Origin of the sequence: Cupriavidus necator N-1, assembly GCF_000219215.1 — a bacterium.
In the GTDB taxonomy this organism is placed as follows: domain Bacteria; phylum Pseudomonadota; class Gammaproteobacteria; order Burkholderiales; family Burkholderiaceae; genus Cupriavidus; species Cupriavidus necator.
Genome location: NC_015726.1, coordinates 2,267,131 through 2,293,007 on the forward strand (window position 1 = coordinate 2,267,131; position 25,877 = coordinate 2,293,007).

The 25,877-nt window shown below is 66.4% G+C and carries 21 protein-coding genes; 12 read left to right on the forward strand and 9 right to left on the reverse strand.

The genetic code is table 11. The features are described from left to right. Nucleotides 1-16: 16 nt before the first annotated feature. Nucleotides 17-1,582 (reverse strand): methyl-accepting chemotaxis protein, encoded by a 1,566-nt coding sequence (locus CNE_RS10690; protein WP_013957152.1) that lies wholly within the window; start codon nucleotides 1,580-1,582, stop codon nucleotides 17-19. A 239-nt stretch (nucleotides 1,583-1,821) separates the two neighbouring features. Between CNE_RS10690 and CNE_RS10695 the strand changes: the two genes are divergently transcribed. The 3 genes from CNE_RS10695 (at nucleotide 1,822) to CNE_RS39215 (ending at nucleotide 4,411) form a co-directional block, all read left to right on the forward strand. Beyond that, nucleotides 1,822-2,685 carry a sterol desaturase family protein gene (locus CNE_RS10695; RefSeq protein WP_013957153.1) on the forward strand — a complete coding sequence of 288 codons (864 nt, stop codon included), beginning with the start codon at nucleotides 1,822-1,824 and terminating at the stop codon, nucleotides 2,683-2,685. A gap of 170 nt (nucleotides 2,686-2,855) precedes the next feature. Next, entirely contained in the window at nucleotides 2,856-3,179 is a 324-nt protein-coding gene (locus tag CNE_RS10700; RefSeq protein ID WP_013957154.1) for a hypothetical protein, read from the forward strand. 809 nt (nucleotides 3,180-3,988) lie between these two features. Further along, nucleotides 3,989-4,411 carry an autotransporter outer membrane beta-barrel domain-containing protein gene (locus tag CNE_RS39215; RefSeq protein WP_238553084.1) on the forward strand — a complete coding sequence of 141 codons (423 nt, stop codon included), beginning with the start codon at nucleotides 3,989-3,991 and terminating at the stop codon, nucleotides 4,409-4,411. A gap of 75 nt (nucleotides 4,412-4,486) precedes the next feature. Here CNE_RS39215 and typA read toward each other — a convergent pair whose 3' ends face one another. Then, complete coding sequence (typA, locus tag CNE_RS10715; protein WP_041227988.1) at nucleotides 4,487-6,307, reverse strand: translational GTPase TypA; 1,821 nt, start codon at nucleotides 6,305-6,307, stop codon at nucleotides 4,487-4,489. 188 nt (nucleotides 6,308-6,495) lie between these two features. On the opposite strand from typA, the gene CNE_RS10720 reads away from it, so the two are divergent. The 9 genes from CNE_RS10720 (at nucleotide 6,496) to CNE_RS10760 (ending at nucleotide 16,004) form a co-directional block, all read left to right on the forward strand. Then, a complete protein-coding gene (locus tag CNE_RS10720) occupies nucleotides 6,496-6,984 on the forward strand; it encodes a MarR family winged helix-turn-helix transcriptional regulator (protein WP_013957158.1) in 489 nt (162 codons plus the stop codon). A 98-nt stretch (nucleotides 6,985-7,082) separates the two neighbouring features. Beyond that, a complete protein-coding gene (locus CNE_RS10725) occupies nucleotides 7,083-8,627 on the forward strand; it encodes an efflux transporter outer membrane subunit (RefSeq protein WP_013957159.1) in 1,545 nt (514 codons plus the stop codon). 44 nt (nucleotides 8,628-8,671) lie between these two features. Then, nucleotides 8,672-9,928 (forward strand): HlyD family secretion protein, encoded by a 1,257-nt coding sequence (locus tag CNE_RS10730; protein WP_013957160.1) that lies wholly within the window; start codon nucleotides 8,672-8,674, stop codon nucleotides 9,926-9,928. Nucleotides 9,929-9,930: 2 nt separating this feature from the next. Continuing rightward, on the forward strand, nucleotides 9,931-11,544 hold the full coding sequence (locus CNE_RS10735; protein WP_013957161.1) for a DHA2 family efflux MFS transporter permease subunit: 1,614 nt from the start codon (nucleotides 9,931-9,933) through the stop codon (nucleotides 11,542-11,544). 198 nt (nucleotides 11,545-11,742) lie between these two features. Continuing rightward, nucleotides 11,743-12,525, forward strand: coding sequence for an IclR family transcriptional regulator (locus CNE_RS10740; RefSeq protein ID WP_013957162.1), 783 nt, complete (start codon nucleotides 11,743-11,745; stop codon nucleotides 12,523-12,525). An 18-nt stretch (nucleotides 12,526-12,543) separates the two neighbouring features. Further along, nucleotides 12,544-13,248, forward strand: coding sequence for a dipeptidase PepE (gene pepE, locus CNE_RS10745; RefSeq protein WP_013957163.1), 705 nt, complete (start codon nucleotides 12,544-12,546; stop codon nucleotides 13,246-13,248). A 60-nt stretch (nucleotides 13,249-13,308) separates the two neighbouring features. Next, nucleotides 13,309-14,232 (forward strand): DUF1177 domain-containing protein, encoded by a 924-nt coding sequence (locus tag CNE_RS10750; RefSeq protein WP_013957164.1) that lies wholly within the window; start codon nucleotides 13,309-13,311, stop codon nucleotides 14,230-14,232. Further along, nucleotides 14,229-14,927 (forward strand): AroM family protein, encoded by a 699-nt coding sequence (locus tag CNE_RS10755; protein WP_013957165.1) that lies wholly within the window; start codon nucleotides 14,229-14,231, stop codon nucleotides 14,925-14,927. Before CNE_RS10750 ends, CNE_RS10755 begins: the two co-directional genes overlap by 4 nt. Before the next feature lie 84 nt (nucleotides 14,928-15,011). Further along, complete coding sequence (locus CNE_RS10760; RefSeq protein WP_013957166.1) at nucleotides 15,012-16,004, forward strand: Bug family tripartite tricarboxylate transporter substrate binding protein; 993 nt, start codon at nucleotides 15,012-15,014, stop codon at nucleotides 16,002-16,004. A 37-nt stretch (nucleotides 16,005-16,041) separates the two neighbouring features. Here the strand turns inward: CNE_RS10760 and truB are convergent, their stop codons facing one another. The 7 genes from truB to scpB form a co-directional block, all read right to left on the reverse strand. Next, nucleotides 16,042-16,989, reverse strand: a complete 948-nt coding sequence (gene truB, locus CNE_RS10765; protein ID WP_013957167.1) for a tRNA pseudouridine(55) synthase TruB — start codon at nucleotides 16,987-16,989, stop codon at nucleotides 16,042-16,044. A gap of 99 nt (nucleotides 16,990-17,088) precedes the next feature. Further along, entirely contained in the window at nucleotides 17,089-17,457 is a 369-nt protein-coding gene (gene rbfA, locus CNE_RS10770; RefSeq protein ID WP_010809484.1) for a 30S ribosome-binding factor RbfA, read from the reverse strand. Between the two features lie 60 nt (nucleotides 17,458-17,517). Continuing rightward, a complete protein-coding gene (infB, locus tag CNE_RS10775; protein WP_013957168.1) occupies nucleotides 17,518-20,406 on the reverse strand; it encodes a translation initiation factor IF-2 in 2,889 nt (962 codons plus the stop codon). A gap of 91 nt (nucleotides 20,407-20,497) precedes the next feature. Continuing rightward, nucleotides 20,498-21,973, reverse strand: coding sequence for a transcription termination factor NusA (gene nusA, locus CNE_RS10780; RefSeq protein ID WP_013957169.1), 1,476 nt, complete (start codon nucleotides 21,971-21,973; stop codon nucleotides 20,498-20,500). Continuing rightward, complete coding sequence (gene rimP, locus CNE_RS10785; protein WP_013957170.1) at nucleotides 21,970-22,458, reverse strand: ribosome maturation factor RimP; 489 nt, start codon at nucleotides 22,456-22,458, stop codon at nucleotides 21,970-21,972. Before rimP ends, nusA begins: the two co-directional genes overlap by 4 nt. A gap of 301 nt (nucleotides 22,459-22,759) precedes the next feature. Further along, nucleotides 22,760-24,658 (reverse strand): 23S rRNA pseudouridine(2605) synthase RluB, encoded by a 1,899-nt coding sequence (rluB, locus tag CNE_RS10790; RefSeq protein ID WP_013957171.1) that lies wholly within the window; start codon nucleotides 24,656-24,658, stop codon nucleotides 22,760-22,762. A gap of 5 nt (nucleotides 24,659-24,663) precedes the next feature. Then, entirely contained in the window at nucleotides 24,664-25,518 is an 855-nt protein-coding gene (gene scpB, locus CNE_RS10795) for an SMC-Scp complex subunit ScpB (protein WP_013957172.1), read from the reverse strand. Between the last annotated feature and the right edge of the window lie 359 nt (nucleotides 25,519-25,877).

Consider the following 25,877-nt stretch of genomic DNA (forward strand, 5'->3'; position numbering starts at 1 on the left):
CATGCGCCCTGCACCATCAGGCCAGCCGGAACGTCGCCACCAGCGAGGTCAGGCGCTGCGCCTGGTCTTCAAGCGCCGCCGCCGCCGCTGCCGCCTGCTCCACCAGCGCCGCATTCTGCTGTGTCATGCTGTCCATCTGCGACACTGCAACGTTGACCTGCTCGATGCCATTGGACTGCTCGTCCGAGGCCGCGCTGATATCGCCGATGATGGCGCTGACGCGCTGCACCGCATCGACGATGTCCTGCATCGCCCGGCCGGCGTCATCGACCAGCCCCGAGCCTTCACGCACATTGGCCACCGAGGCGCCGATCAGCGCGCGGATCTCCTTCGATGCGCCGGCGCAGCGCTGCGCCAGGTCGCGCACATCGCCGGCCACCACGGCAAACCCGCGGCCGTGCTCGCCGGCACGCGCGGCTTCCACTGCCGCATTCAGCGCCAGGATATTGGTCTGGAACGCAACCTTCTCGATCACGTCGATGATGTCGACGATCTTGCCCGAGCTGGCATCGATCGATTGCATGGTGTTGACCACGAGCAGCACGGCCTCGCTGCCGCGCTCGGCCAGGGTCGCGGCATCCGTTGCCAGCCCGCGGGCCTCGCGCGCGCTGTCGGCATTCTGGCGCACGGTACTGGTCAGTTCCTCCATGCTCGAGGCGGTCTCTTCCAGCGAAGCCGCCTGCTGCTCGGTGCGCTGCGACAAGTCGGCGTTGCCGCTGGCGATCTGCTTGCTGGCCGAGGCGATCGCGTCCGCGCCGCCGCGCACGTCGCCCACCATGGCCACCAGGCTGGCCTGCATCCGGCCCAGCATGCCGAGCATGCGCGCGGTCTCGTTGCGCGCTGACTCGTCGGCCAGCACCTCGCCGCCGGAGGCTGCGACGCTCAGGTCGCCACCCGCGATCTTCTCGAAACGCCCGATCGCCGTATCCAGGGGCTGGACGATCGAACCGCGCAGGCGCCATGCCACCACGGTGCTGAAGGCCAGGCCCACGGCCAGCACACATGCCGACAGCGTGAACAGGTTGCGGTAGCGTTGCTGCGACGCCTCGTAGACCTGCTTCGCGCTGGCGACCTGCAGCTTGTTCAGTTCGGTATTGACGGCGGTGAAGGCGATGTCGAGCCGCGGGATGGTTTCGAGCACGGCCTTCATCATGCCATCGCGGTCGCCGGCGTGCAGCGCGGCGATCATGGGCGCGACGCCCTGCTTGAAGAGCGCATCGCGCTTGGCGGTGACATCCTCCACCGCCCTGGCTTCGTCAGCTGAGCGCGGCAAGGCGAGATAGGCCTGCCAGGCTCTCTCGGAATCGCGCGCAAAGCCTTCCGCGGTCGCGGCGCGCGCCTTGGCATCGGTGGGGTCCGTGGCGAAGGTCGCCTGGTCCAGCAGTACGCGCACCAGCAACTGGTTCGAACGCGCTTCGGCCAGGTTGACCGCGGCCGACAGCTGCTGCCCATAGATCTGGTGCGTCGCCTCGTTGCTGCGCGACATGCCGAACCAGCCCACTGCGCCGACAATCAACAACAACAAGTTCGTGACGATAGTGAGGAACCACAATCTGGCTCCGATGGTAGTGTTCTTGAACATGAAGGCTCCGGGGGAAAGGGGAATCGGGGAAATCGGGAGCGCGCGCCGCGCTGCCGCCCTGTTCAACTACGGCGCGCTGGCTGCGTCCTTTACCGGTATTCACCGCCTTCACACGCGTGACAGAATTGCGTGGCAGTACGGCAATCCACCATGTGGCGGACGCGCCGCGAAACCCCCGCGCGGCGCCGTTTGGAGGAACCCCTCGTAGCAATTCCATGCGGAATATGCAAACTGGCGAGATGAACACTGAATCGCTCGATCCCGGACTCGTGCTGCTGGCCTTTGCGCCAGTGTTCCTGCTGACCATTGGCGCCGAGGCCCGGTACTGGGCCCGCCGCGACCCGACCGCCTACAGCCTGCGCGACACCGTATCCAACGCGGCACTGGCGCTGATGCACCAGGCGTCGGATGCGTTCTTCCTCTGGCTGATGATCCGCACGGTCTACACGTGGTGCTACCAGCACGGGCTGCACGCCATGCCGGAGACCATGTGGTCATTCGCGCTGTTGTTGCTGCTGCAGGACTTTCTCTATTACTGGTTCCACCGCGCCAGCCATCGCGTGCGCTGGCTGTGGGCTTCGCACGTGACGCACCATTCGTCGGAAGGCATGAATTTCTCGACAGCGTTCCGGCAGAGCCTGACGTATCCGCTCTCAGGCATGTGGCTGTTCTGGATTCCGCTGGCGTGGATCGGCTTCACGCCGGACTGGGTGATCCTGGCAGTAGGCCTGAACCTGACCTTCCAGTTCTTCGTGCATACGCGGCTGGGGCAACGCTGGCCGCTGATCGAGTCGCTGCTGAATACGCCATCGGTTCATCGCGTCCACCATGCGAAGAACCCGCAGTACATCGACCGCAACTACGCCGGTGTGCTGACGATCTGGGACCGCCTGTTCGGCACCTTCGTCCCCGAGCATGAGGCACCGGTGTACGGCATCACACGCCAGGTGCGCACCCATAACCCGCTGACGCTGACTTTCCACGAATGGCGCGACATGTTCACCGATGCCTGGCGCGACCGCGACCCGCGCTACCTGTGGAAGCCGCCCGAGTGGCGCAGCCCGCGCGCACCGGCGCTCGAAGTCGTGCCTGGCGCGCAATAGCCATCGCCTTCACAAGTTTCCGAAGGAACCAGACTGTTGATTTCTGCGCAGAAAATACGAAATTGACCGGCCGCCGGCACCGGCATTTACTTCCATCCGGTGCCCGTGCCGATGCAGCGCGTTGCTGCGCATCGTAGCGATCCTCGACAGGGGCAGGCAAAGCACCCGATGTGGAGATCGCGGCAATGGCGTGCGCATGGTCGAGATTCACCGCCGCAACGATGGGCCCGCTCGCGGTGGCCGCCGCCGCTCATTTGCTGCCCTGCCCTGCCTATGCGCAGAAGGCCATCTCAGGCGATGGCATCGCACAGATCGACCTGCGGCAGCCAGCGTCGTTCAGCACCTATACCGTCACCGGAGACTCGGCCTCCACGGACGTGGCATTTATCGGCAGCGCCTTCGTTGCGGGTACCGATGCGGTCACCGACGGCGGTTCCGCCAGGTCCTATGTGTTCCGTAATCGCGGCACGATCCGCACCAGTGGCACCATGTGAGCGGGGGTCTTGCTCGGCTCCGCCGACGCGGGCAGCACGGTGGTCAATACCGGCCTGGTCGAAAGCGACAGCACTGGCGATGGCATCCGTATCCGCGGTAGTGCGAAACCAGGGCGGCGCCATCCACGGCGGCACCACCGGCGTGCTGCTGGAACGCGGCGGCACGGTGACGAACCTGGCCGGCTCGGTGATTGGCGCCAGCAGCGGGCACGGCATCAGCGTCGTGAACGATGGCGGCAGCGTCGCCAATGCGGGTGCGATCTCGGGGGGACTGATCGGCGTTCTGCTGGACAGCGGCGGCAACGTGGCCAATGGCTCGACGGACGGCGGCGCCACCGTCGCCACCGGTGCGGAGATCTCCGGCGGCACGTACGGGCTGTGGATCGGCGGCAACGTGGTCAACTATGCAGGCAGCACGATAAGGGGTAACGGCAATGCAGGCGTCCTGATAGCCGGCGCGTCCGGCACGGTCGACAACCGTGGCATCATCGACGGCCTGGAAGACGGCATCCGGCTGGAAAGCGGCGGCACGGTCATCAACCGCGGCATCGTGCGTGGCGGCACCACTGCCGGCATAGCGCTGGCCAACGGCGGCACGCAGGAACACCTGGGCGGCCAGATCGTGGCGCAGCGCGGCAGCGGCGTGCAGGCCGCCGGCGGCGCCATCATCGACAGCCACGCCACCATCGAGGGCGCGCCCAATGCGGTGCAAGCGCGCCAAGGGCAGCGTGCAGGGCTGGAGCATCGGCGCCTAAGGCACCTGGTACCAGAACGACGAGCACAAGCTCGGCGCTTATATCGACACGTGGCTGCAGTACGGCTCGTTCGACAACAAGGTGGAAGGCGACGGCCTGCCGACGGTCGGCTATGGCGCCAACGGCTGGGCCATCTCCGGCGAGACCGGTTATGCGTTCCCGTTGCGTGGTGGATGGGTGGCGGAGCCGCAGGCCCAGCTCGTCTACGTGAAGTACGGCGCCGATGACGTCAGCGAGCCCAACGGCACGCGCATCACCGGCGCCGACTCCAGCGGCGTGGTCACGCGCGTGGGTGCGCGCCTGCACCGCACTTTCCTGCGTGTCGACGGCCGCAAGATACAGCCATACGCGACGCTGAACTGGTGGCACGCCGGCATCGGCAAGCGCTGGCGCGGCTGGGCCAATGTGGCCGGCGCGTGGGGGGCACAAAGTTTCTATCAGTACGCGCTGCGTGCCGGGGTGAAGTACGCATGGTAAGCAGGTGCCTCATTACCCCGCCGCCAATAAAAAACCGCGCTCACGGGCGCGGTTTTTTGTTGGCACAGCCAGCGCTTATGCGCCTTCGCGCGAAGCGCGCTTGCGCTCGTGCTCCTTCAGGTGGCGCTTGCGCAGGCGGATGCTCTTGGGCGTGAGCTCGACCAGCTCGTCGTCGGCGATGAATTCCACCGCATACTCGAGCGACATCTGGATCGGCGGCACCAGGCGCACCGCTTCATCGGTACCCGAAGCGCGCACGTTGGTCAGCTGCTTGCCCTTGATCGGGTTGACCACCAGGTCGTTGTCGCGGCTGTGGATGCCGATGATCATGCCTTCGTACAGCGCATCGCCCGGCTTGACGAACATGCGGCCGCGGTCCTGCAGCTTCCACAGCGCGTAGGCCACGGCGTCGCCGTCGTCCTGCGAGATCAGCACGCCGTTGTGGCGCTCGCCCAGGCCGCCTTCGCGCACCGGTGCGTAGTCGTCGAAGATATGGCTGATCAGGCCGGTGCCGCGCGTCAGCGTCAGGAATTCGCCCTGGAAGCCGATCAGGCCGCGGGCCGGGATGCGGTATTCCAGACGCGTGCGGCCCTTGCCGTCCGAGGCCATGTCGAGCAGCTCGCCCTTGCGGCGGCCCAGCTCTTCCATCACGCCGCCCTGGTGGCTGTCTTCGACGTCCACGGTCAGCAGTTCGTACGGCTCGTTCTTGACGCCGTCGATTTCCTTGAACACCACGCGCGGACGCGACACGGCCAGCTCGTAGCCTTCGCGGCGCATGTTTTCCAGCAGGATGGTCAGGTGCAGTTCGCCGCGGCCAGACACTTCGAAGATGGTGTCGTCGCCGGTATCGGCCACGCGCAGCGCCACGTTGGACTTCAGTTCGCGGTCCAGGCGCTCGCGCAGCTGGCGGCTGGTCACGAACTTGCCTTCACGGCCGGCCAGCGGCGAGGTGTTGACGCAGAAATTCATGGTCAGCGTCGGCTCGTCCACCTTCAGCATCGGCAGCGCGTCCTGGGCGTCCGGCGCGCACACGGTGCAGCCGATACCCAGTTCTTCGATGCCGTTGATCAGCACGATGTCGCCGGCTTCGGCTTCCGGCACGATCTCGCGCTCCAGGCCCTGGAACTTCAGCACCTGGTTGATGCGGCCCTTGATCGGGTTGCCTTCCGGGCCGAACTTGACCACCACGTCCTGCAGCGGACGGGCGCGGCCACGCGAGATGCGGCCCACGCCGATCTTGCCGACGTAGCTGGAGTAGTCCAGCGAGATGATCTGCAGCTGCAGGGGGCCGTCCCGATCGTCGTCACGCACCGGCACCTTGTCCAGCACGGTTTCGAACAGCGGCTTCATGTCGCCGCCGCGCACGTCTTCGGTCAGGCCGGCAAAGCCGTTCAGGCCCGAGGCGTAGATCACCGGGAAGTCGAGCTGCTCGTCGGAGGCGCCCAGCTTGTCGAACAGGTCGAAGGTCTGGTTGATCACCCATTCCGGGCGCGCGCCCGGGCGGTCGATCTTGTTGACCACCACGATCGGCTTCAGGCCCAGCGCCAGCGCCTTGCGCGTGACGAAGCGGGTCTGGGGCATCGGGCCCTCGACTGCGTCGACCAGCAGCAGCACGCCGTCGACCATCGACAGCACGCGCTCCACTTCACCGCCGAAGTCGGCGTGGCCCGGGGTGTCGACGATATTGATATGGGTGCCGTTGTATTCGACGGCACAGTTCTTCGCGAGAATCGTGATCCCGCGTTCCTTTTCCAGGTCGTTCGAGTCCATCACCCGTTCGGCGACTTGCTGGTTGTCGCGGAAGGTGCCTGCCTGGCGCAGGAGCTGGTCGACCAGGGTGGTCTTGCCATGATCGACGTGGGCGATGATGGCGATATTTCGGATGGCGCGGGTCATTGCTGCGTCTCGCTTTGGAGAATCTGAAGTAACCCAACATTCTAGCATGTTGCAGCGCAAGACGCGTTGATCGGAACCGCCACTTACCGAATGAATATCATTGCGAAAAGTGGAATAACCAATTTCCGTTCTTGCGCATCATTAAACGTGAACATATATTTGTCACAGCAAAGATTGCAAAGGCAAAGATGTCACGGCTCCCTTCCACCGATCAGCCAGCCGAATCCACGGCCGGCCCGTTCGACACCACCCAGTACCAGATGTGCGATAGCGTCGGCTACCTCATGCAACGCGCCAAGAACATGCTGGCGCATGGGGTCGAGCAGGAAGTGAGCAGTCTGGACATCACGCAGGCCCAAGCCAGTTGCCTGATGATGCTGGCCACCGGCCGCGCCGCGACCGTCACTGACCTGGGCCGCGAACTGAATACCGACATGGGCTCGGTCACGCGCCTTCTCAGCCGCATGGAAAAGCGCGGGCTGATCGAACGCCGGCGCCGCGACGCCGACCGCCGCGTGGTCGACCTGTCGGTCACGCCACAGGGCAAGGAACTGGTGGAACGGCTGCCCGCCATCTTCTGCAAGGTACTTGCCCACCACTTCCGCGGTTTTTCCGAGGATGAGATCCAACTGCTGCGCAACATGCTGCGGCGGATCATCGATAACAACAGCGGGTAGCGGGCTATACGCCGGCCTCCGGCACACCAGATCGTCCGATCAACCGGACACCGTATCAGCCCGTAGAAACCGTAAGGCTCCGGCAACGGAGCAACACCATGAAACAAGCTCTCCCCCCCCAATCCCCCCGGCGCGCCACCCCACGCACGCTGGCGCGCCGTGCCAGCGTGCTTGCGCTGACTGCCATGGCCGCGGCGGTGCTGGCCGGTTGCGCGGCACTCGGCAATTCGCACAGCACCCAGACCGTGGCCGACCCGGCCACGATGGCAACCTCGCAGACCCTGCCCGACGAACACGGCCAATGGCCATCGCAGGACTGGGTCGCGCAGTTCAAGGACCCTCAGCTGAGCGCCCTGGTCGATGAGGCGGTCAAGGACAACCCGAGCCTGCAGGCCGCGTTCGCCCGCGTGGAAGCTTCGCGCGCCATGGCCGATGCCACCCGCAGCGCGCTCTATCCGCACCTGGAGTTCGAAGGCAGCCTGCTCCGCCAGCGCATCTCCGAGAAAGACCTGTTCGAAGGCACCCCGCTGGCGGGATCGTGGCAGAACCAGTCGCGCCTGCAGGTGGGCCTGTCCTATGACTTCGATTTCTGGGGCAAGAACCGCGATGCGCTGGAAGCGGCGCTCTCCGACGACCGCGCCGCCGAGGCTGAAAGCCAGGCCTCGCGCCTGATCCTGGCCACCTCGATCGCCCGCAACTACGCCCGCCTGGCGGCGCTGTACGCCCAGCGCGACGTGGCCGAGCGCGCCATCGCCCAGCGCGGCGACCTGACCGAGCTGTCACGCCAGCGCCTGGCCGCCGGCCTCGACACCCAGGTCGAGACCACGCAGGCGCGCGGCACGGTGGCTGCTTCGCGCACCGACCTGCAGCGCGTGGACGAGGAAATCGCCCTGGCGCGCAACCAGCTTGCAGCGCTGCTGGGCAAGGGCCCGGACCGGGGGCTGCAGATCCAGCCGCCGGTGCTGCTGGCGCAGGCCACGCCGACGCTGCCCGACAACCTGACCATCGGCCTGCTGGGCCGCCGGCCGGACCTGGTGGCGGCACGCTGGCGCGTGGAGGCGGCGTCCAAGGACATCAATGTCGCCAAGAAGGAGTTCCTGCCTGACGTCAGCCTGACCGCCTTTGCCGGGCTTGCCGCGCTGGATCCGTCCAACCTGCTGATGAGCGTCAGCCGCACCTTCGGCATCGGCCCGACTATCCGCCTGCCGATCTTCGAAGGCGGCAAGCTGCGCGCCAACCTGAAGGGCAAGTACGCCGGCTACGACATCGCCGTGGCCAACTACAACCAGGCCCTGGTCGATGCGCTGCGCGAGACCGCCGACACCATGACCAGCATCCGCAGCGTCGACAAGCAGATCCAGACCCAGCGCGAAGCCCTGGACCTGGCCGAGCACGCCTATGCATTGGCCACCACCCGCTACAAGGCCGGCCTGGGCACGCAACTGACCGTGCTGAACGCCGAAAGCAACGTGCTGCAGCAGCGCCGCCTGGCGACCGACCTGCAGGCACGGCGGCTGGACCTGCAGATGGGCCTGATGAAGGCGCTCGGCGGGGGCTACCAGGAGCCTGCGGAAGGCCACGAGAGCGCCGGCCACGACCCGGCGCAGCAACAGCACAACACCCAGGCGGGCGCTCGCGGCTGATCCGCGCACCCGGTGATCGAACACAAGATTATTCAGAAGACATCATGAGCAACAACCAGCAAGCGGCCGGCCCCAACACCCCCCAGCACCCTGCCCAGCAAGCGCCGGCCAGCACCAACAACAACGGCAAGCGCAAGCGCATGCTGCTGTCGCTGACTGCGGCAATCGTGGTCGCCGGCATCGGCTATGGCGTTTACTGGGGCATGTACGCCCGCCACTTTGAAAACACCGACGACGCCTATGTCGCCGGCAACGTGGTCCAGGTCACGCCGCTGGTGGGCGGCACCGTGGTGTCGATCGCCGCCGACGACACGCAACTGGTCACCGCCGGCCAGCCGCTGATCCAGCTTGACCGCGCCGATTCGCAAGTGGCGCTGGAACAGGCCGAAGCCCAGCTGGCCCAGGCCGTGCGCGAAGTGCGCACGCTGTACGTCAACAACGGCTCGCTCGCCGCCAACGTGGCGCTGCGCGAAGCCGACGTGGCCAAGGCCCGCGACGACCTGCGCCGCCGCCAGGCCATCGCCGGCTCGGGCGCGGTCTCGAATGAAGAGATCTCGCACGCGCAGTCCGCGCTCAAGGGTGCGGAGTCGGCGCTGCTGGCCGCGCGCGAGCAACTGGCGTCGAACAAGGTGCTGACCGACCAAACCACGGTGGAGAAGCACCCCAACGTGCAGCGCGCCGCCGCCAACCTGCGCTCGGCCTACCTGTCGTTCGCGCGCTCGGCCATGCCGGCGCCGGTGACCGGCTATGTTGCCAAGCGCTCGGTTCAGGTCGGCCAGCGCGTGGCCGCCGGCGCGCCGCTGATGGCCGTGGTGCCGCTGGACCAGGTCTGGGTCGACGCCAACTTCAAGGAAGTGCAGATCACGCATATGCGCATCGGCCAGCCCGTGACGCTGGAAGCCGACGTGTACGGCTCCAAGGTGGAATACCAGGGCAAGGTCGCCGGCTTCTCGGCCGGCACCGGCTCGGCTTTCTCGCTGCTGCCGGCGCAGAACGCCACCGGCAACTGGATCAAGGTGGTGCAGCGCCTGCCGGTGCGCATCGCGCTTGACCCGCAGCAGCTCAAGGACCACCCGCTGCGCGTGGGCCTGTCGATGACAGTCAAGGTCGACGTGCGCCGCGAGGAAGGCGCCGCCATGGCCGCCGCCGCGCCGGCCAAGCCGATGCAGACCGATGTCTATGAAAAGGTAGCGCAGGACGCCGACCAGCTGATCGCGCACATCATCGCCGCCAACAACGGCGGCCGCAGCACCGGCCTGCCCTCGGCCAGCGCCGCCAACGCCAAGCCCGCCAACACCTGATCATGGCCAACTCCCCCACCGCCGCGCAGTCCGACGGCAGCCAGGCGCCGGCGCGGCCGGTCCCGCCACTGGCGTCGCAGCAGCCGCGGCCGCTGACCGGCGGCAAGCTGGTGGTCGGCACCATCGCGCTGTCGCTGGCCACGTTCATGAACGTGCTGGACTCGTCGATCGCCAACGTGTCGATCCCGGCGATTTCAGGCGACCTGGGCGTCGCGCCCAACCAGGGCACATGGGTCATCACCTCGTTCGCGGTGGCCAATGCGATCTCGGTGCCGCTGACCGGCTGGCTGACCACGCGCTTCGGCGCGGTGCGGCTGTTCATCACCTCGATCCTGCTGTTCGTGCTGGCATCGTGGCTGTGCGGCGTCGCGCCCAACCTCGAGACGCTGCTGGCCGCACGGGTCCTGCAGGGCGCGGTGGCCGGGCCGATGATCCCGCTGTCGCAGTCGCTGCTGCTGTCGAGCTATCCGCCGCAGAAGAGCACCATGGCGCTGGCACTGTGGGGCATGACCACGCTGGTGGCGCCGATCATGGGGCCGCTGCTGGGCGGCTGGATCTCCGACAACATGACCTGGCCGTGGATCTTCTACATCAACGTGCCGGTGGGCATCATCACGGCCTATGTCACCTGGGCCATCTACAAGGACCGCGAGACCCCGACCAAGGTACTGCCGATCGACCGCATCGGCCTGGCGCTGCTGGTGATCTGGGTCGGCTCGATGCAGCTGATGCTCGACAAGGGCAAGGAGCTGGACTGGTTCCACTCGACCGAGATCGTGGTGCTGACACTGGTGGCAATTGTCGGCTTCCTCTTCTTCCTGGCATGGGAAACCTATGAGAAGCACCCCGTCGTCGACATCAGCCTGTTCAAGGGCCGCAACTTCAGCTCCGGCGTGGTGGCGATCTCGGTGGCGTACGGGCTGTTCTTCGGCAACCTGGTGATCCTGCCGCTGTGGCTGCAGACCATCGTCGGCTATACCGCGACGGATGCGGGCATCGTGATGGCGCCGGTCGGGATCTTCGCGATCCTGCTGTCACCGGTGATCGGGCGCAACCTGCCGAAGATGGACGCGCGCTGGGTCGCCACCGCGGCCTTCATCACCTTCGGCATCGTCAGCCTGATGCGCTCGGGCTTCACCACGCAGGTGGATACCTGGACGCTGATGGTGCCCACGCTGATCCAGGGCGCGGCGATGGCGATGTTCTTCATCCCGCTGACGTCGATCATCCTGTCGGGCCAGCCGCCCGAGAAGATCCCGGCGGCCTCGGGCCTGTCGAACTTCGTGCGGATCACCTTCGGCGGCATCGGCGCCTCGATCTCGACCACCGTATGGGAAAACCGCTCGGCCCTGCACCACGCGCAGCTGGTGGAACAGGTCAACCCGTACAACTCGGCCTACCACGACCAGCTCAGCCACCTGATGCAGATGGGCATGAGCCAGGCCCAGGCAATGGGCGTGATCGAGCGCAACATCTCCCAGCAGGCTGCCATGCTCGGCGCCAACGATATCTTCTGGATCTCGGGGATGCTGTTCTTCGTGCTGATCGGCTTTGTCTGGCTGACGCGGCCGGCCAAGGGCGGTGGCGGGTCGGCTGATGCGATGGCGGCGCACTGACCCGACCTCTCCGGTTTTCAAGACTTGGCCCCTGATCGGGGCCATTTTTTTTGCTTCGCCGCCGGGTTGCTGCGCCGGGAATGCCCCCCTTGTGTTCCTGTCTTCGTGCTTCTATTATTTGTAAACCGAATTACGGAACCTACGTTCCGAAAACCGGAACCAAACAGGTAATAGAGATACGGAGCGTGGAGTGGCGGAGTGAGCATTCTTGAAGGCGTGGAAAGCGTGCTGGACCTGTTCGGGCATCACCGGCACGAGATCACTTTCAACGATGTCCTGGACGAACTGGGCCTTGCCAAGAGTTCGGCCTCGCGCCTGCTCGCCCAGATGGTGCGCTATCGCCTGCTGGAACTGCAGCCGTCCACGCGGCGCTACCGCCCTGGCGCGCTGCTGATCCGCGCAGCGCAGGCCGCTGCACAGGCGCATCCCTTCGACGAGCAATGCCGCGAGATCCTGGCCACGCTGTCCGAAGCCACCGGCTTCACCGCCTATCTGTCGATGCTGGACGGCACCGACACCGTCGTGCTGCAACGCCTGAACGGCAGCAACCCGGTGCAGGTGCTGTCGCCGCCCGGCGCACGCCGGCCGGCATTCACCACGGCGATGGGCCGGGTGCTGCTGTCGCGCCTGCCCGAGCCTGAATTCAGCGCGCGCTATGGCGCCGCCGGCGCCCGCAAGCTGCCGGATGCACCCGCCGGCTGTCCTGCCACGGTTGCCGAGCTGCGCGAACGCGTGGCGACGGCCGGCGCCGAGCGCAGCGCCATCGCCGTGAACGAAGGCATGCCGGGCATCGGCGCCGTGGCCACCACGCTGGCAGACCCGCTCTCAGGCGACGTGCGCGGACTGTGCCTGTCTTTCACCGCGATGCAGGTCAGCCAGGCCCAGGCCCAGGCGCTGCGCGCGACGCTGGTGCAGGCCGTGGCACCCGTGGGACAGCGCATCGGCGACCCACTGTGGCTCGACGCCGCCTCACTTATCTAGACTTTGCCGCAACGACCCATGGAACTCCTGTTACTCAGCAACTCCAGCAGCGACGCCGGCTACCTGGTCCACGCCCAGGCAGCGATCCGCGACCTGGCCGCCAGCCGCAAGACTGCCTGCTTTATCCCGTTCGCCGGCGTCACGCGCGACTGGGACACCTACGAGACGCTGGTCCGCGACGCCTTCGCGCCGGTCGGCATCGCGGTGCAATCACTGCACCGTCTGGCCGAGCCGGCGGCTGCCGTGCGCGCCATCGAGGCGGCCGAACTGATCGTCGTTGGCGGCGGCAACACGTTCCGCTTGCTGCAGTGCCTGCGCGAGCGCGGCTTGCTGGCGCCGATCTCGGCGCAGGTACGATCCGGTGCGGCGCGCTATATCGGCTGGAGCGCAGGCGCCAACCTGGCCTGCCCGACCATTCGCACCACCAACGACATGCCGGTGGCTGATCCAGGCGGCCTGGACGCCCTGGCGCTAGTCCCCTTCCAGATCAACCCGCACTACTTCAATCTGGTCGTGCCCGGCTTCCGCGGCGAAACGCGCGACCAGCGCCTGGCCGAATTCACCGTGCTGCAGCCCGACATGCCGGTGCTGGGCCTGCCCGAAGGCAACTGGGTACGGGTCTCGGACGATCGCCTCGAAATGGGCGGCGCCCATGCCGCGCGATGGTTCAGGGGCGCGGACATTGCCGACGTGCAGCCCGGCGCGCTGTCGCTGCCGCGCTGAATTTGCTGGCCTGAGCCCCAGCGTACGGAACCCCACCCCAGCCCCAGGAAGTCAAGCAAGATGTCTATCAAGCAGGTTATTGAATCGATCGAGCTGCTGTCGGCAGCGAATGTCGACGGCGCAGCTGTCGCCTCACTGCTGCGCTCGCGCGGCCTGGACGATGTCACCGTCACGCGCGTGGAAGAGAACGGCCTCTACACCGATTTCCTCGCCTGCACGGTACCCGGACAGAACCCGGATGCACCCGCGCTTGGCGTAGTGGGCCGGCTGGGCGGCGTCGGCGCGCGCCCGGCCGTGACGGGCCTGGTGTCCGATGCCGACGGCGCCATCGTGGCCGTCGCCAGCGCCCTGAAGCTGGCCGACATGGCCGCCACCGGCGACGTGTTGGCCGGGCCGGTGCGCATCCACACCCATATCTGCCCGCACGCCGCCACGCGGCCGCACCATCCGGTGCCGATGATGAAATCGCCCTTTGCGATGCGCACGATGATGTCGCATGAGGTGCACCCGCGGATGGCGGCGATCCTGTCGGTCGACACCACGCGCGGCAACCGCTTCGTCAACCGCCGCGGCGTGGCGCTGACACCCGTGGCCAAGGAAGGCTGGCTGCTGCGCCTGCCGGAACGGATGCTGGACCTGATGGGATGGGTCAGCGGCGAACTGCCGATGGTGTTGCCGTTGACCACCCAGGACATCACGCCGTATGAGAACGGCCTGTGGCATGTCAACTCGATCATGCAGCCGGCCATCGTGACCCCTGCCCCGGTCGTGGGCGTGGCGCTGACCGCGCAGACCACTGTGCCAGGCTGCGCGACCGGCGTCACCAACGCCTTCGACATCGACGTGGCGACGCGCTTCTGCATCGAGGTGGCGAAGCAGTTCGGCCAGGGCCAATGCGACTTCTACGACGCGGCCGAGTGGGCCGAGCTGCAGCGCCGCTATGGCTCGCTGGCCCATCTGCAGACCGTGGGCACCGAGGCATGAACACGCCTGCCGCACGCCAGCCACGCGTGGCCTTCGTCACCATCGGGCAGGCGCCCAGGACAGATGTGGTCCCGCAGATGATTGCCGACCTGGGCTTGCCGGCCACGGTGGAAGAGTTCGGCATCCTGGACGCGCTGGGCTCGCAGGACATTGCCGCGCTGGCGCCCGCGCCCGGCGAGTACCGCTTTGCCAGCCGGCTGCGTGACGGCACGCAGGCGGTGATGGGCAAGCCGGTGGCCGAGGCGATGCTGGCCCGGCTGATGACCTCGCTGGACGACGGCCGCTTCGACGCCCTGGTGCCACTGTGCACCGGCACCGCCCTGCCGCCGATGCAGACCCTGGTCATCGAACCGCAGCAGGTGGTGGACCACCTGACCGTGGCGCTGGCGCAGGGCTGCAAGCGGCTCGGCATCGTGTTGCCGCTGGAAGCCCAGGTGAGCGGCTTCCACCTGATCCAGCCGGTGCCCTGCGAACTGCGCGTCACGCATGCCTCGCCTTATACGGACACAAGCACCGGCCGCTTCGCGCAGGCGGGCGAGACACTGCGCGGCTGCGACCTGGTGGTGATGCACTGCATGGGCTACACCGAAGCCATGCGGGCTGAGGTGGCGCGCCATGCCGGCGCCCCGGTGCTGCTCTCCAACCGCATGGTGGCAAGGCTGCTGGGGCAGGTACTGGCGGGTGCCGCGGCCTGAATCAGGGCAAGAAGCGAACGCATTTTCGGGTAAGGGCGAGCCCGCTGACAGATTGCCCATGACACTGCTGGAGTGGAAGTAACAATGGAAAAGGTGGCGAAGTGGATGGGGCCGCTGGTGCGCGGCATGATGTGGATGAGCGTGGGCGCGGCGGTGATCCCGGGCGCGCAGGCGCAGGAGTGGAAGCCGGTCAAGCCGGTGCGCCTGCTGGTGGGTTTTGCGCCCGGCGGTTCGGCAGATCTGCTGGCGCGCCTGGTGCAGGCCCCGCTGTCGGAAAGCCTGGGGGTGCCGGTGGTGGTCGAGAACGTGCCGGGTGCGGGTGGCAATATCGCCGCCGACAAGCTGGCCAAGGCCCCGGCCGACGGCTACACCATTGGCATGGGCGCCGCCGGCGCGATGGCGGTGACCCACCTGCTCAACCCCAAGGGCACGCCATACAAGGCGGATGATTTCACGCCCATCGCCATGCTGGCCACCCAGCCGAATGTCGTGATCATCAATCCGGCCCTGCCGGTCAAGACCATGGCGGACTTCGTCGCCTACGTCAAAAAGACGCCGCAGGTCACTTACGGCACAGCCGGCGTCGGAACGTCGAATCACCTGATTGCCGAAACCATGCTGCACCGCCTTGGCATCGACATGGTCCATGCGCCGTACAAGGGTGCCACCCCGGTGATCACCGACCTGATGGGCGGGCATATCGCCATGACGGTCGACAACATCACCACCGCGGCGACGCTGGCCAAGACCGGCAAGGTCAAGGCGCTGGCGGTCACCGGCAGCAAGCGCTCGCCCTTGTTGCCGGAGGTGCCGACGCTTGCCGAGAGCGGCCTGAAGGACTTCAACATGCCGACCTGGCAAGGCATCTTCGGGCCGAAGGACCTGCCGAAGGCGATCGTGGTCCGCTACAACCAGGCGCTGCTCAAGGCCCTGGCGAACCCGGAAGTCAGGAAGAAAATGGCTGAATTCGGCTCCGAGCCCGTGGGCGATACACCGGAGCATTTCGCCGGCTTCCTCACCCAGGATCGCAAGCTGTGGGCCGATGTCATCAAGACGGCCAGGATCACGCTAGAGTAATTGCTGACGGGGCTGCCGCTTACGCCCCTCACGCAATTTACAGCTTGACCAGCCGCTCCGGCCGCAACGCGCCTTCGCGCATGCGCGCCACGCCCAGCAGCCGGGCCGGCTCGCCGGCATAGACGCGCGCCAGCGCATCCTCGGCCAGCCCGGTGCCGGCCGGCAGGTCACGCTGGGCAATGCGCTGGCCCTGCAGGAAGCGCGTTGCAGCGGCCTCGTCCAGATGCACCGGCGCACACTTCTGCAGCAAGGCGTCCACAGGTGCCAGCATGGTCGGGCGCTGCGCGTCGTCGTGCTGTTCGATCTGTTCCAGCGTCACCGCGCCGTCCAGCGTCAGGTCGCCCACGGCGATGCGGCGCAGTCCGGTCAAGTGCGCGCCACAGCCCAGCGCTTCGCCGATGTCCTCGGCCAGCGTGCGGATATAGGTGCCCTTGCTGCACGTCACCCGCATCGTGAACGACGGGGCATTGGGCAAGGCGCAGTCCAGCAGCGCAATCGAACGGATGGTGACGCGGCGCGCCGCGCGCTCCACGGTCTGGCCGGCGCGCGCGTATTCATACAGCGGGCGGCCGTCCTTCTTCAGCGCCGAATGCATCGGCGGCACCTGTTCGATCTCGCCGAGGAAGCTTGCCAGCGCCTGCTCCACCGCGGCGCGGTCGCAGGTGACCTCGCGCACGTCGAGCAGTTCGCCTTCGGCGTCGCCCGTGCTCGAGCGCGCGCCCAGCCGCACTACGGCGTCATAGGTCTTGTCCGCTTCCAGCAGGTCTTGCGAAAACTTGGTGGCCTCGCCGAAGCACAGCGGCAGCAGCCCCGTGGCAAGCGGGTCCAGCGTGCCGGTATGGCCTGCCTTGGCCGCGCGCAAGAGGCGCTTGGCGCGCACCAGCGCGTCGTTGGACGACAGGCCCAGCGGCTTGTCGAGCAGCAGCACACCATGGACCTCGCGGCGCGGCAGGCGCGGCGGACGGTTGGCGTTGGAATCGGTCATCGGGAGAAAGCGGGAGGCGGGACGGCGATGCGGCGCGGATGGCGGCAATGTAAATCGTGCGGCCGCGAAACCCATGCCAGGGCGGCATGGGCGCCGGCTTCAGTCGTCTTTCGAACGCGTGGCGTTCGCTTCGTTGATCAGCTTGGACATCTCGATCGCATGTTCGACCGAGGTATCGTGGAAGAAGCGCAGCGTCGGCACGGTATGGATGTGCAGGCGCTTGTACAGCAGCGAGTGCAGGTAGCCGGCCTTTTCGTTCAGGATGGCTTCCGCCTCTGCGGCTTCTGCGCCCAGCACGGTGAAGTACACCTTGGCGTGCGCATAGTCAGGCGTCAGCGCGACCGACTGCAGCGTGACCAGGCCGAGGCGCGGGTCGCGCAGTTCGCGCTGGATCATCTCGGCCAGGTCCTTCTGGATCTGGTCGGAGATGCGGAGATTGCGGGAGGAGATGCTGCCTTTCTTGGCCATTCAATACTGTCTAGTCGAGATGACAACGGCAGGCCGAAGCCTGCCGTTGCTTGCGACGCCTTACAGCGTACGCGCCACCTCTGTGATTTCGTACACCTCGAGCTGGTCGCCTTCCTGAACATCATTGAAGTTCTTGATCGACAGACCGCACTCAAAGCCTTGCTTGACTTCCTTGACGTCGTCCTTGAAGCGCTTGAGCGAATCCAGCTCGCCGTCGTGGATGACCACGTTGTTGCGCAGCACGCGCACCAGCGAGTTGCGCTTGACCAGGCCGTCGGTAACCATACAGCCGGCCACCGCACCGATCTTCGGCACGCGGAACACCTGGCGCACCTCGACCTGGCCGATGGTGGTCTCGCGCTTCTCCGGCGCCAGCATGCCCGACATCGCCGCCTTGATCTCGTCTACCGCATCGTAAATGATGTTGTAGTAGCGGATATCGATGCCGTTGTGCTCGGCCAGCTTGCGCGCACCAGCGTCGGCACGCACGTTGAAGCCGATGATGACCGCCTTCGAAGCCGTCGCCAGGTTGACGTCGGACTCGGAGATGCCACCCACGCCGCCATGCACGATCTGCACGCGCACTTCGGCGGTCGACAGTTTCTGCAGCGACTGCACCAGCGCTTCCTGCGAACCCTGCACGTCGGCCTTGACGATCAACGGCAGCGTCTGCACTTCGCCTTCGGCCATCTGCTCGAGCATGTTCTCCAGCTTGGCGGCCTGTTGCTTGGCCAGCTTCACGTCGCGGAACTTGCCCTGGCGGAACAGCGCGATTTCACGTGCCTTGCGCTCGTCCGGCAGCACCAGCACTTCTTCACCGGCGGCAGGCACTTCCGACAGACCCTGGATTTCCACCGGGATCGACGGGCCGGCTTCCTTGGTCGGCTTGCCGTTCTCGTCCAGCATGGCACGCACGCGGCCGTAGGCGCTGCCAGCCAGGACCACATCGCCACGCTTGAGCGTGCCGCTGCTGACCAGGATGGTTGCGATCGGGCCCTTGCCCTTGTCGAGCTGGGCTTCCACCACCAGGCCCTTGGCCGGGGCATCCACCGGCGCCGTCAGTTCCAGCACTTCGGCTTGCAGAAGCACTTGCTCGAGCAGGTCTTCCACACCGGTACCCATCTTGGCGGAAACCGGCACGAACGGCGAATCGCCGCCGTATTCTTCCGGCACCACCTGCTCGGCCACCAGTTCCTGCTTGACGCGGTCCGGGTTGGCATCGGGCTTGTCGATCTTGTTGATCGCCACGACGATCGGCACACCGGCAGCCTTGGCATGCGCGATGGCTTCCTTGGTCTGCGGCATCACGCCGTCGTCGGCGGCCACCACCAGGATCACGATATCGGTCGCCTTGGCACCGCGGGCACGCATGGCCGTGAAGGCCTCGTGACCCGGGGTATCCAGGAACGTAATCACGCCGCGGTCGGTTTCCACATGGTAGGCACCGATGTGCTGCGTAATCCCGCCGGCTTCGCCCGCTGCCACCTTGGTGCGGCGGATGTAGTCCAGCAGCGAGGTCTTGCCGTGGTCGACGTGACCCATCACGGTCACCACCGGCGGACGCGGCAGCAGCTCGGCGTCGGTGTGTTCCTCACCACCCACCACCAGCAGCGCTTCCGGATCGTCCAGCTTGGCGGCATACGCCTTGTGGCCCATTTCTTCCACCACGATCATGGCGGTTTCCTGGTCCAGCACCTGGTTGATGGTCACCATCTGGCCGAGCTTCATCATCTGCTTGATGACCTCGGACGCCTTGACGGCCATCTTGTGCGCCAGGTCGGCCACGGAGACGGTTTCCGGCACGTGCACTTCACGCACGACCGGCTCGGTCGGCGCCTGGAAGCTGCTGCGGCTGTCGTCATGCTGCTGCTGCCTGCCGCCGCGGCCACGCGGGCCACCGCGCCAGCCGCCCACGCCACCCGACGTATCGCCACGGGTCTTCAGGCCGCTGCCCTTCTTGCGGCTGCTGTCGTCCTGCCAGCCCGCCTTTACGACCTTGCCCTTCTTGTCGGCGGTTGCCGTGGTCGTGGTCGTGGTGACCGGCTTCTTTTCGTCCTTCTTCGCTTCCGTGGTCGCACCGGCCGGCTTCACCGGCTTGTGCAGCGTACCGGTCTGCTCGGCCTTCTTCTCTTCAGCCTTGCGCTCGGACGGCGCCTTCAGCACGCGCGGCGGGGCGTTCAGCATCTGCTGGATCGCGCGGGCCTCGGCTTCGGCAGCCTCGCGGCGCTTGCGCGCAGCGACTTCCTGCTCGGCGCGGGCCTTGTCGGCAGCAGCCTTGGCCTCGTCGGCAGCCTTCTGCGCCTCGGCGCGTTCGGCGGTTACGCGTGCCTTCTCGTCCTCTGCCTTCTTGCGCGAGGAATCCTCGTTGGCCTCGGTCACGGCGCGCGATGCGGCAGCCTCTTCCTCCGCCTTGCGGGCGGCGAGTTCGGCCTGGCGGCGCTGTTCAGCCTCCAGCGCTTCCTGGCGGGCGCGGCGCTCGGCTTCTTCACGCTCGGCTGCCTCGCGGGCGGCCTTGGCTTCAGCTTCCTGGCGCGCCAGCAGTTCAGCCTGTTGGCGTTCATCCTCGTCGCGGCGTGCTTCCTCGACAGCATCGGCGACAGGCGCCTGGGCTTCGGCCCCGTCGGCCTGGGTATCGGGCGCAGCTTCGTCGCGCTTGATCAGCACGCGCTTCTTGCGCACTTCCACCTGGACCGTGCGGGTCTTGCCGGTGCCATCCGACTGGCGGATCTCGGAGGTTTCGCGCTTGGTCAGTGTGATCTTCTTGCGGGAGCTGTCGTCGGCCTGGCCGTGCGAACGCTTCAGATAGTCCAGCAGCCTGGTCTTATCCGATTCCGTGATGATGTCTTCTGGCGTCGCTTTGCCCACCCCAGCCGCCTGCAATTGTTCCAGCAGGGCAGCTGCGCTGCGACTCAGTTCTGCGGCCAGTTGGGCAACTGTTGTGCTTGCCATTCAAACCCTTTCAATGCTTGGTTTCTACGTCGGGACAAATCGTTGCGGAAAGCGCGCCCGGGCCAGGTGTAGGCCGGCCCGGCCGTGTCCCTCAGTTGAACCAATGTTCCCGTGCTTTCATGATCAGCGACTTGGCTTCTTCCTCGCTGACACCGGTCATCTCGACCAGCTCGTCCACGGCCAGTTCGGCCAGGTCGTCACGCGTATGGATATCGCCTTCGGCCAGCTTGCCGATCAATTCCGGGTTGAGGCCGTCGAGCGAGCGCAGGTCCTGCGACACCTCTTCCACCTTTTCTTCCCGGGCCAGTTCCATCGTCAGGAGCGCATCACGCGCGCGATTGCGCAGCTCGTTGACGGTGTCTTCGTCAAAGGCCTCGATCTCCATCATTTCACTGATGGGGACATAAGCCACTTCTTCCAGCGTGGAGAAGCCTTCCTCGATCAGGATGTCGGCAACTTCCTCGTCCACGTCCAACTTGGCCATGAACAGCTTGCGCACGACATCGCTCTCTTCGGCCTGCTTCTGCGCCGATTCTTCCTGCGTCATGATGTTGATCTGCCAGCCGGTCAGCTCGGACGCCAGGCGCACGTTCTGACCACTGCGGCCGATGGCGACGGCGAGGTTTTCCTCGTCGACCACCACGTCCATGCTGTGCTTCTCTTCATCCACCACGATCGACTGCACCTGCGCCGGCGCCAGCGCGCCGATCACAAATTGCGCCGGGTCTTCCGACCACAGCACGATGTCCACGGCCTCGCCGCCGATCTCGTTACGCACCGCGGTGACGCGCGTGCCACGCACGCCCACGCAGGTGCCGATCGGGTCGATGCGCTTGTCATGCGCGACCACGGCGATCTTGGCGCGCACGCCCGGATCACGGGCAGCCGCCTTGATCTCCAGCAGGCCCTCTTCCATTTCCGGCACTTCGTTCTCGAAGAGCTTGATCAGGAACTCGGGCGCGGTGCGCGACAGTTCAATCTGCGGGCCGCGCGCGGCGCGGTCCACATTCAGAATATACGCACGCACGCGGTCACCGGTGCGCAGGTTTTCCTTGGGGATGATCTGGTCGCGGGCCAGCAGCGCTTCCACGCGGCCGGACTCGACGATCAGGCCCTTCTTGTCGGCGCGCTTGACCGTGCCGGTCATGATCTTCTCGCCGCGATCCAGGTAGTCGTTCAGGATCTGCTCGCGCTCGGCGTCGCGGATGCGCTGCAGGATCACCTGCTTGGCAGCCTGAGCACCGATGCGGCCGAACTCGACCGACTCGATCTGCTGCTCGATAAAATCACCCAGCTCGATGCTGGGGGTTTCATCGCGGGCTTCGAACAGCAGGATCTGCTTGTCCGGCTCTTGCAGGCCCAGCTCGTCGGGAACGACCAGCCAGCGGCGGAAGGTTTCATGCTCGCCCGACTCGCGATCGATCGCGACACGGATATCCACGTCTTCCTCGAAACGCTTCTTGGTGGCCGAGGCGAGCGCCGCCTCCAGGGCACCGAATACCACATCCTTGTCGACGTTCTTCTCACGCGCAAGCGCATCGACGAGCAACAGAACTTCGCGGCTCATTGCTTGTTCCCTTTTCTTTGATTTCCTTTGAAGTCGATCACCGGCACCAGGCGTGCCTTGTCGACATCGGATACGGCAAATTCCAGCAGCGCCGGGCCATCTTTGCCCTCGAACTCCAGGCCAATCTTCTCCTCGCCCGCCGCGCCGGTGGGCTCGCGCAGGATGCCTGTGAAGTTCTTCTGTCCGTTGACGGGCAGGCGCAGCGTCACGCGCACCTCCTCGCCGGCAAAGCGAACGTAGTCGGCCAGCTTCTTCAGCGGCCGGTCCAGTCCGGGCGACGAAACCTCGAGGCGTTCATAGTCGACGTTCTCGACCGTGAACACGTGGGTGAGCTGGCGGCTCACCTTTTCACAATCCTCGATGGCAATGCCGGTTTCAGGCTGATCGATATAGACACGCAGCAATCCGGCCGGGGCACGCTCGAGCTCGACCAGCTCATATCCCATGCCGCTTAGGGTGGTTTCGATCAAATCTGCCAGATGCACTGTTATCCCGAGTAATGGCCATCAACACCGTGGCAGGCAAACCCGCCGGTGCCGTCCGGGACGACCCTGCTGCAGCCCTGCCTGTCCGCCATCCCCCCGCTCCAGCGGAGAGAACCGAAAAACGGGCGAACCAAAAAAAAATGGGCGCAATGCCCATCATTCGCCCATCCTCGACGAGGATGGCTTTTTGAATAGACTTGAATTATACGCGGATTACGTCGAAAAGGCAAAAGCCAGACATTTCCGCGCACTGAACCCGGCGCCGGCGGGCATTCAGCCCGCCATGCGCCGCAATCAGCGCTTATCGGTTGCCGCCGCGGTTGCCACCACGGTTGCCGCCGCCACCGCCACTGCCTCCGCGCGGGGAACGGTTACCGCCCGGTTTCGACGCCTTCGGCATCACATTGCCGTTGGCTTCGCCACCGCCACGACGCGGCTTGCCCTGACCCTGGCCGCCCAGACCGCCCTGGCCACCCTGACCGCGCATGCCACCCATGCCGCCCATGCCGGCGCCACCGCGCCCCTGGCGTGCGCCAGTGCCGCGCCCGCCACCCAGGTTGGCCGCGTGCGAGGTCAGCAACGTGGGCCCGTGGCTGATATAGCCCATCGAGGTCTTCATCGGATCCGGCTGGCTGCTGCGGCCGCCGCCACCGCCCCGGGCACCGCCCTGGTCGAAGCGCGGCAGGCCGTCCATGCCCGTGGGCATCGGCATGCCGGCAATCGCGGCTTCGGTGCGCTGCTTGCGCCCGCCCACCTTGGTAGCGCCCTTGGGGGCCTGCTCGCCCTTGCCGGGCACCTTCAGGCCGACACCGGCCATCAGCGCCTTGACGTCATTGGGCTCGACTTCCTGCCAGCGGCCGCGCTTGAGGCCGCGCGGCAGCAGGAACTGGCCGTAGCGGGTGCGGATCAGGCGCGACACGGTCAGCCCGACCGCCTCGAACATGCGGCGCACTTCACGGTTGCGGCCCTCGGTCAGGGCCACGTGGTACCACTGGTTGACACCTTCGCCACCGCCGTCGGCAATGCGCAGGAAGTTGGCTTCGCCGTCATCGAGCTTGATGCCGTGCAGCAGGCGCTGACGGTCGGCCTCGGCCAGCTCGCCCAGCGTGCGCACCGCGTACTCGCGCTCCACGCCGTAGCGTGGGTGCATGAAGCGGTTGGCAATGTCACCCGAGGTGGTGAAGATCAGCAGGCCTTCGGTATTGAAGTCCAGGCGGCCCACCGCGACCCACTTGCCGCTCTTGATGCGCGGCAGGCTGTCGAACACGGTCGGACGGCCTTCCGGATCGGACTGGCTGACGATCTCGCCGGCGGGCTTGTGGTACAGCAGCACGCGCGGCGGCTTGGTCGACACCTTGCGGTGGATCAGCTTGCCGTTCACGCGGACCTGGTCCGCCGGCAGGATGCGCTGGCCGATATGGGCCGGCAGGCCGTTGACCGAAACGCGGCCCTGCAGGATCAGTTCTTCCATCTCGCGGCGCGAGCCCAGCCCGCCCTCGGCCAGCACCTTGTGCAGCTTGGGCGCGTCGTCGTCAGCCGACAGCTCGCGCACCGGCTTGGCCTTGGTGCGCGGGATGACGGTGTCTTCGGTGTCGTACTGCTCGGAGATCACGAAGCGGAACAGGTCTTCGCTGCTCGCCGCGGTCTTGTCCCCGCCGCCCTGGCCCTTGCGGGGCGCCTGCGGCTTGCCGCCATCCTTGCGGCGGCCCTGCTGCCGCGCGCCGGCGCCCTGCGCCTCGCCCGGCGCCGCCGCCTTGCCTGAGCGCTGGACCGGCTTGCGCTTGCGGCCGGGCTGCTCGGGCTTGTCGGTGCCTTCGGCCCTGGCCGCGCGGTCCACCTTGTCTGCTTTGCTGGTGCCCTGGCCGCCCTGGCTGCTCTGGCCGCCCTCGCCCTGCCCCGTCTTGCGCTTGCCGCGGCCGCGCTGGCCACCGCGCGCGCCGCCCGCCGCCTGGGCGGCGCCCGCTTCACCGGCATCGGCCTGGCCGCCGGCGCTGGCGCCTTCGGCGCCCTCGCCGCGGTCCTGCGTTGCCTGGCGGCGCGATGCGACCAGGTTCCTCAGCCCGCGGCGCAGCCCCTTGCGGCGGGGCGCGGCTTCGCTGCCCGATCCGGGTTCTGCGGCGCCGGTGTCGGCGGGTGCGCCCGCATTGCGGGTGTCTTGCTCAACGGAATCAGACAAGATATTCACTATCGGATGTTGCATGTTGTTCAGTTCGGCACGCGCTCGTCGTGCTCGCTCGGGTGCGGCGGGGTGCCGTTGTCCGGCAAATCGCCCCGCGCCCCGTCCGGATTGGGTGCGGCTGGTTCGATGGAAGCGGCCTCGGCGGCATCGTCGGCTGCAGCTTGCAGCGGTTGCACGTCAAAGCCATTGGCGCCTTGGTCGACCGGGTCGGTCGTCTCGGCTTCGTTCGCGACGGATGCTTGGGCCACATCCGCTGCCTGCGCGGCGGGGTCGGCAAATGCTTCCTCGTCGGCACTGGCTGCCTTGTTTGCAGCCAGGTCTTCAAAATTGATGGCCTGTTGTTCCAGCAGGGTTGCCTGCGCCTGCGCCTGGGCGTCTTCCAGCGGCGGCAGCTCATCCAGCGTACGCAGCCCAAGATCGTCCAGGAATGCCTTGGTGGTCGCATACAGCGCCGGCCTGCCCGGCACGTCGCGGTGTCCGATCACCTCGATCCAGCTGCGGTCCTCAAGCTTCTTGACCACTTCCGTGCTGACCGTTACGCCGCGGATTTCCTCGATATCGCCGCGGGTCACCGGCTGCCGGTAGGCAATGATCGCCAGTGTTTCCATCACGGCGCGCGAATATTTTGGCGGCTTTTCGGGATTCAGCCGATCGAGGTATTCACGCATTTCCGGCCGGCTCTGGAAGCGCCAGCCGCTGGCCAGGGCCACCAGTTCCACGCCGCGCGGCCGCCAGTCCTGGCGCAGTTCCTCAAGCAGCACGCGGATGGTGTCTGCGCCGACGTCGTCGTCAAACAGCCGCCGCAGGTCATTGACGCGCAACGGTTCCTGCGCGCAGATCAGCGCCGTCTCGAGGACGATCTTCGCCTCTTGGGTATTCATGTTGATGGTGTGCAGCCTGTCTTTGCACCTGCTCCCGGACGGATCCGGGGCATCGGAGATTTTGGATACAGCGGTACGAAAGCCACCGCCATCTCATTGCGCAGCTAGCCGGATACCTGCTGCATCCAAGCCGTGCACTTCCCTATCTTTGCATCGAGTTGCCGGGTCGTTCCGGCAGGAGATCGTTCGCGTGCCGTTATGGATCGGCCAGCAAACCTCTTGCGTAGCGCGCCCGCACATATCGGACGTCGCTGTCAGCGAACTGAAGGCCTCGGACGCAAGAAAAACGGGTATCGGGAGCAAGGCCGGCATCGCCAACACCGCAGTGCCAGCCGGACTTTTGAACCAGATCTTTTGAA

What these genes read in the sequence shown, in the direction of transcription:
- CNE_RS10690 (WP_013957152.1), bottom strand. Translation starts at nt 1,582, where the DNA reads ATGTTCAAGAACACTACCATCGGAGCCAGATTGTGGTTCCTCACTATC.
- CNE_RS10695 (WP_013957153.1), top strand. Translation starts at nt 1,822, where the DNA reads ATGAACACTGAATCGCTCGATCCCGGACTCGTGCTGCTGGCCTTTGCG.
- typA (WP_041227988.1), bottom strand. Translation starts at nt 6,307, where the DNA reads ATGACCCGCGCCATCCGAAATATCGCCATCATCGCCCACGTCGATCAT.
- CNE_RS10720 (WP_013957158.1), top strand. Translation starts at nt 6,496, where the DNA reads ATGTCACGGCTCCCTTCCACCGATCAGCCAGCCGAATCCACGGCCGGC.
- CNE_RS10725 (WP_013957159.1), top strand. Translation starts at nt 7,083, where the DNA reads ATGAAACAAGCTCTCCCCCCCCAATCCCCCCGGCGCGCCACCCCACGC.
- CNE_RS10730 (WP_013957160.1), top strand. Translation starts at nt 8,672, where the DNA reads ATGAGCAACAACCAGCAAGCGGCCGGCCCCAACACCCCCCAGCACCCT.
- CNE_RS10735 (WP_013957161.1), top strand. Translation starts at nt 9,931, where the DNA reads ATGGCCAACTCCCCCACCGCCGCGCAGTCCGACGGCAGCCAGGCGCCG.
- pepE (WP_013957163.1), top strand. Translation starts at nt 12,544, where the DNA reads ATGGAACTCCTGTTACTCAGCAACTCCAGCAGCGACGCCGGCTACCTG.
- CNE_RS10750 (WP_013957164.1), top strand. Translation starts at nt 13,309, where the DNA reads ATGTCTATCAAGCAGGTTATTGAATCGATCGAGCTGCTGTCGGCAGCG.
- CNE_RS10755 (WP_013957165.1), top strand. Translation starts at nt 14,229, where the DNA reads ATGAACACGCCTGCCGCACGCCAGCCACGCGTGGCCTTCGTCACCATC.
- CNE_RS10760 (WP_013957166.1), top strand. Translation starts at nt 15,012, where the DNA reads ATGGAAAAGGTGGCGAAGTGGATGGGGCCGCTGGTGCGCGGCATGATG.
- truB (WP_013957167.1), bottom strand. Translation starts at nt 16,989, where the DNA reads ATGACCGATTCCAACGCCAACCGTCCGCCGCGCCTGCCGCGCCGCGAG.
- rbfA (WP_010809484.1), bottom strand. Translation starts at nt 17,457, where the DNA reads ATGGCCAAGAAAGGCAGCATCTCCTCCCGCAATCTCCGCATCTCCGAC.
- infB (WP_013957168.1), bottom strand. Translation starts at nt 20,406, where the DNA reads ATGGCAAGCACAACAGTTGCCCAACTGGCCGCAGAACTGAGTCGCAGC.
- nusA (WP_013957169.1), bottom strand. Translation starts at nt 21,973, where the DNA reads ATGAGCCGCGAAGTTCTGTTGCTCGTCGATGCGCTTGCGCGTGAGAAG.
- rluB (WP_013957171.1), bottom strand. Translation starts at nt 24,658, where the DNA reads ATGCAACATCCGATAGTGAATATCTTGTCTGATTCCGTTGAGCAAGAC.
- scpB (WP_013957172.1), bottom strand. Translation starts at nt 25,518, where the DNA reads ATGAATACCCAAGAGGCGAAGATCGTCCTCGAGACGGCGCTGATCTGC.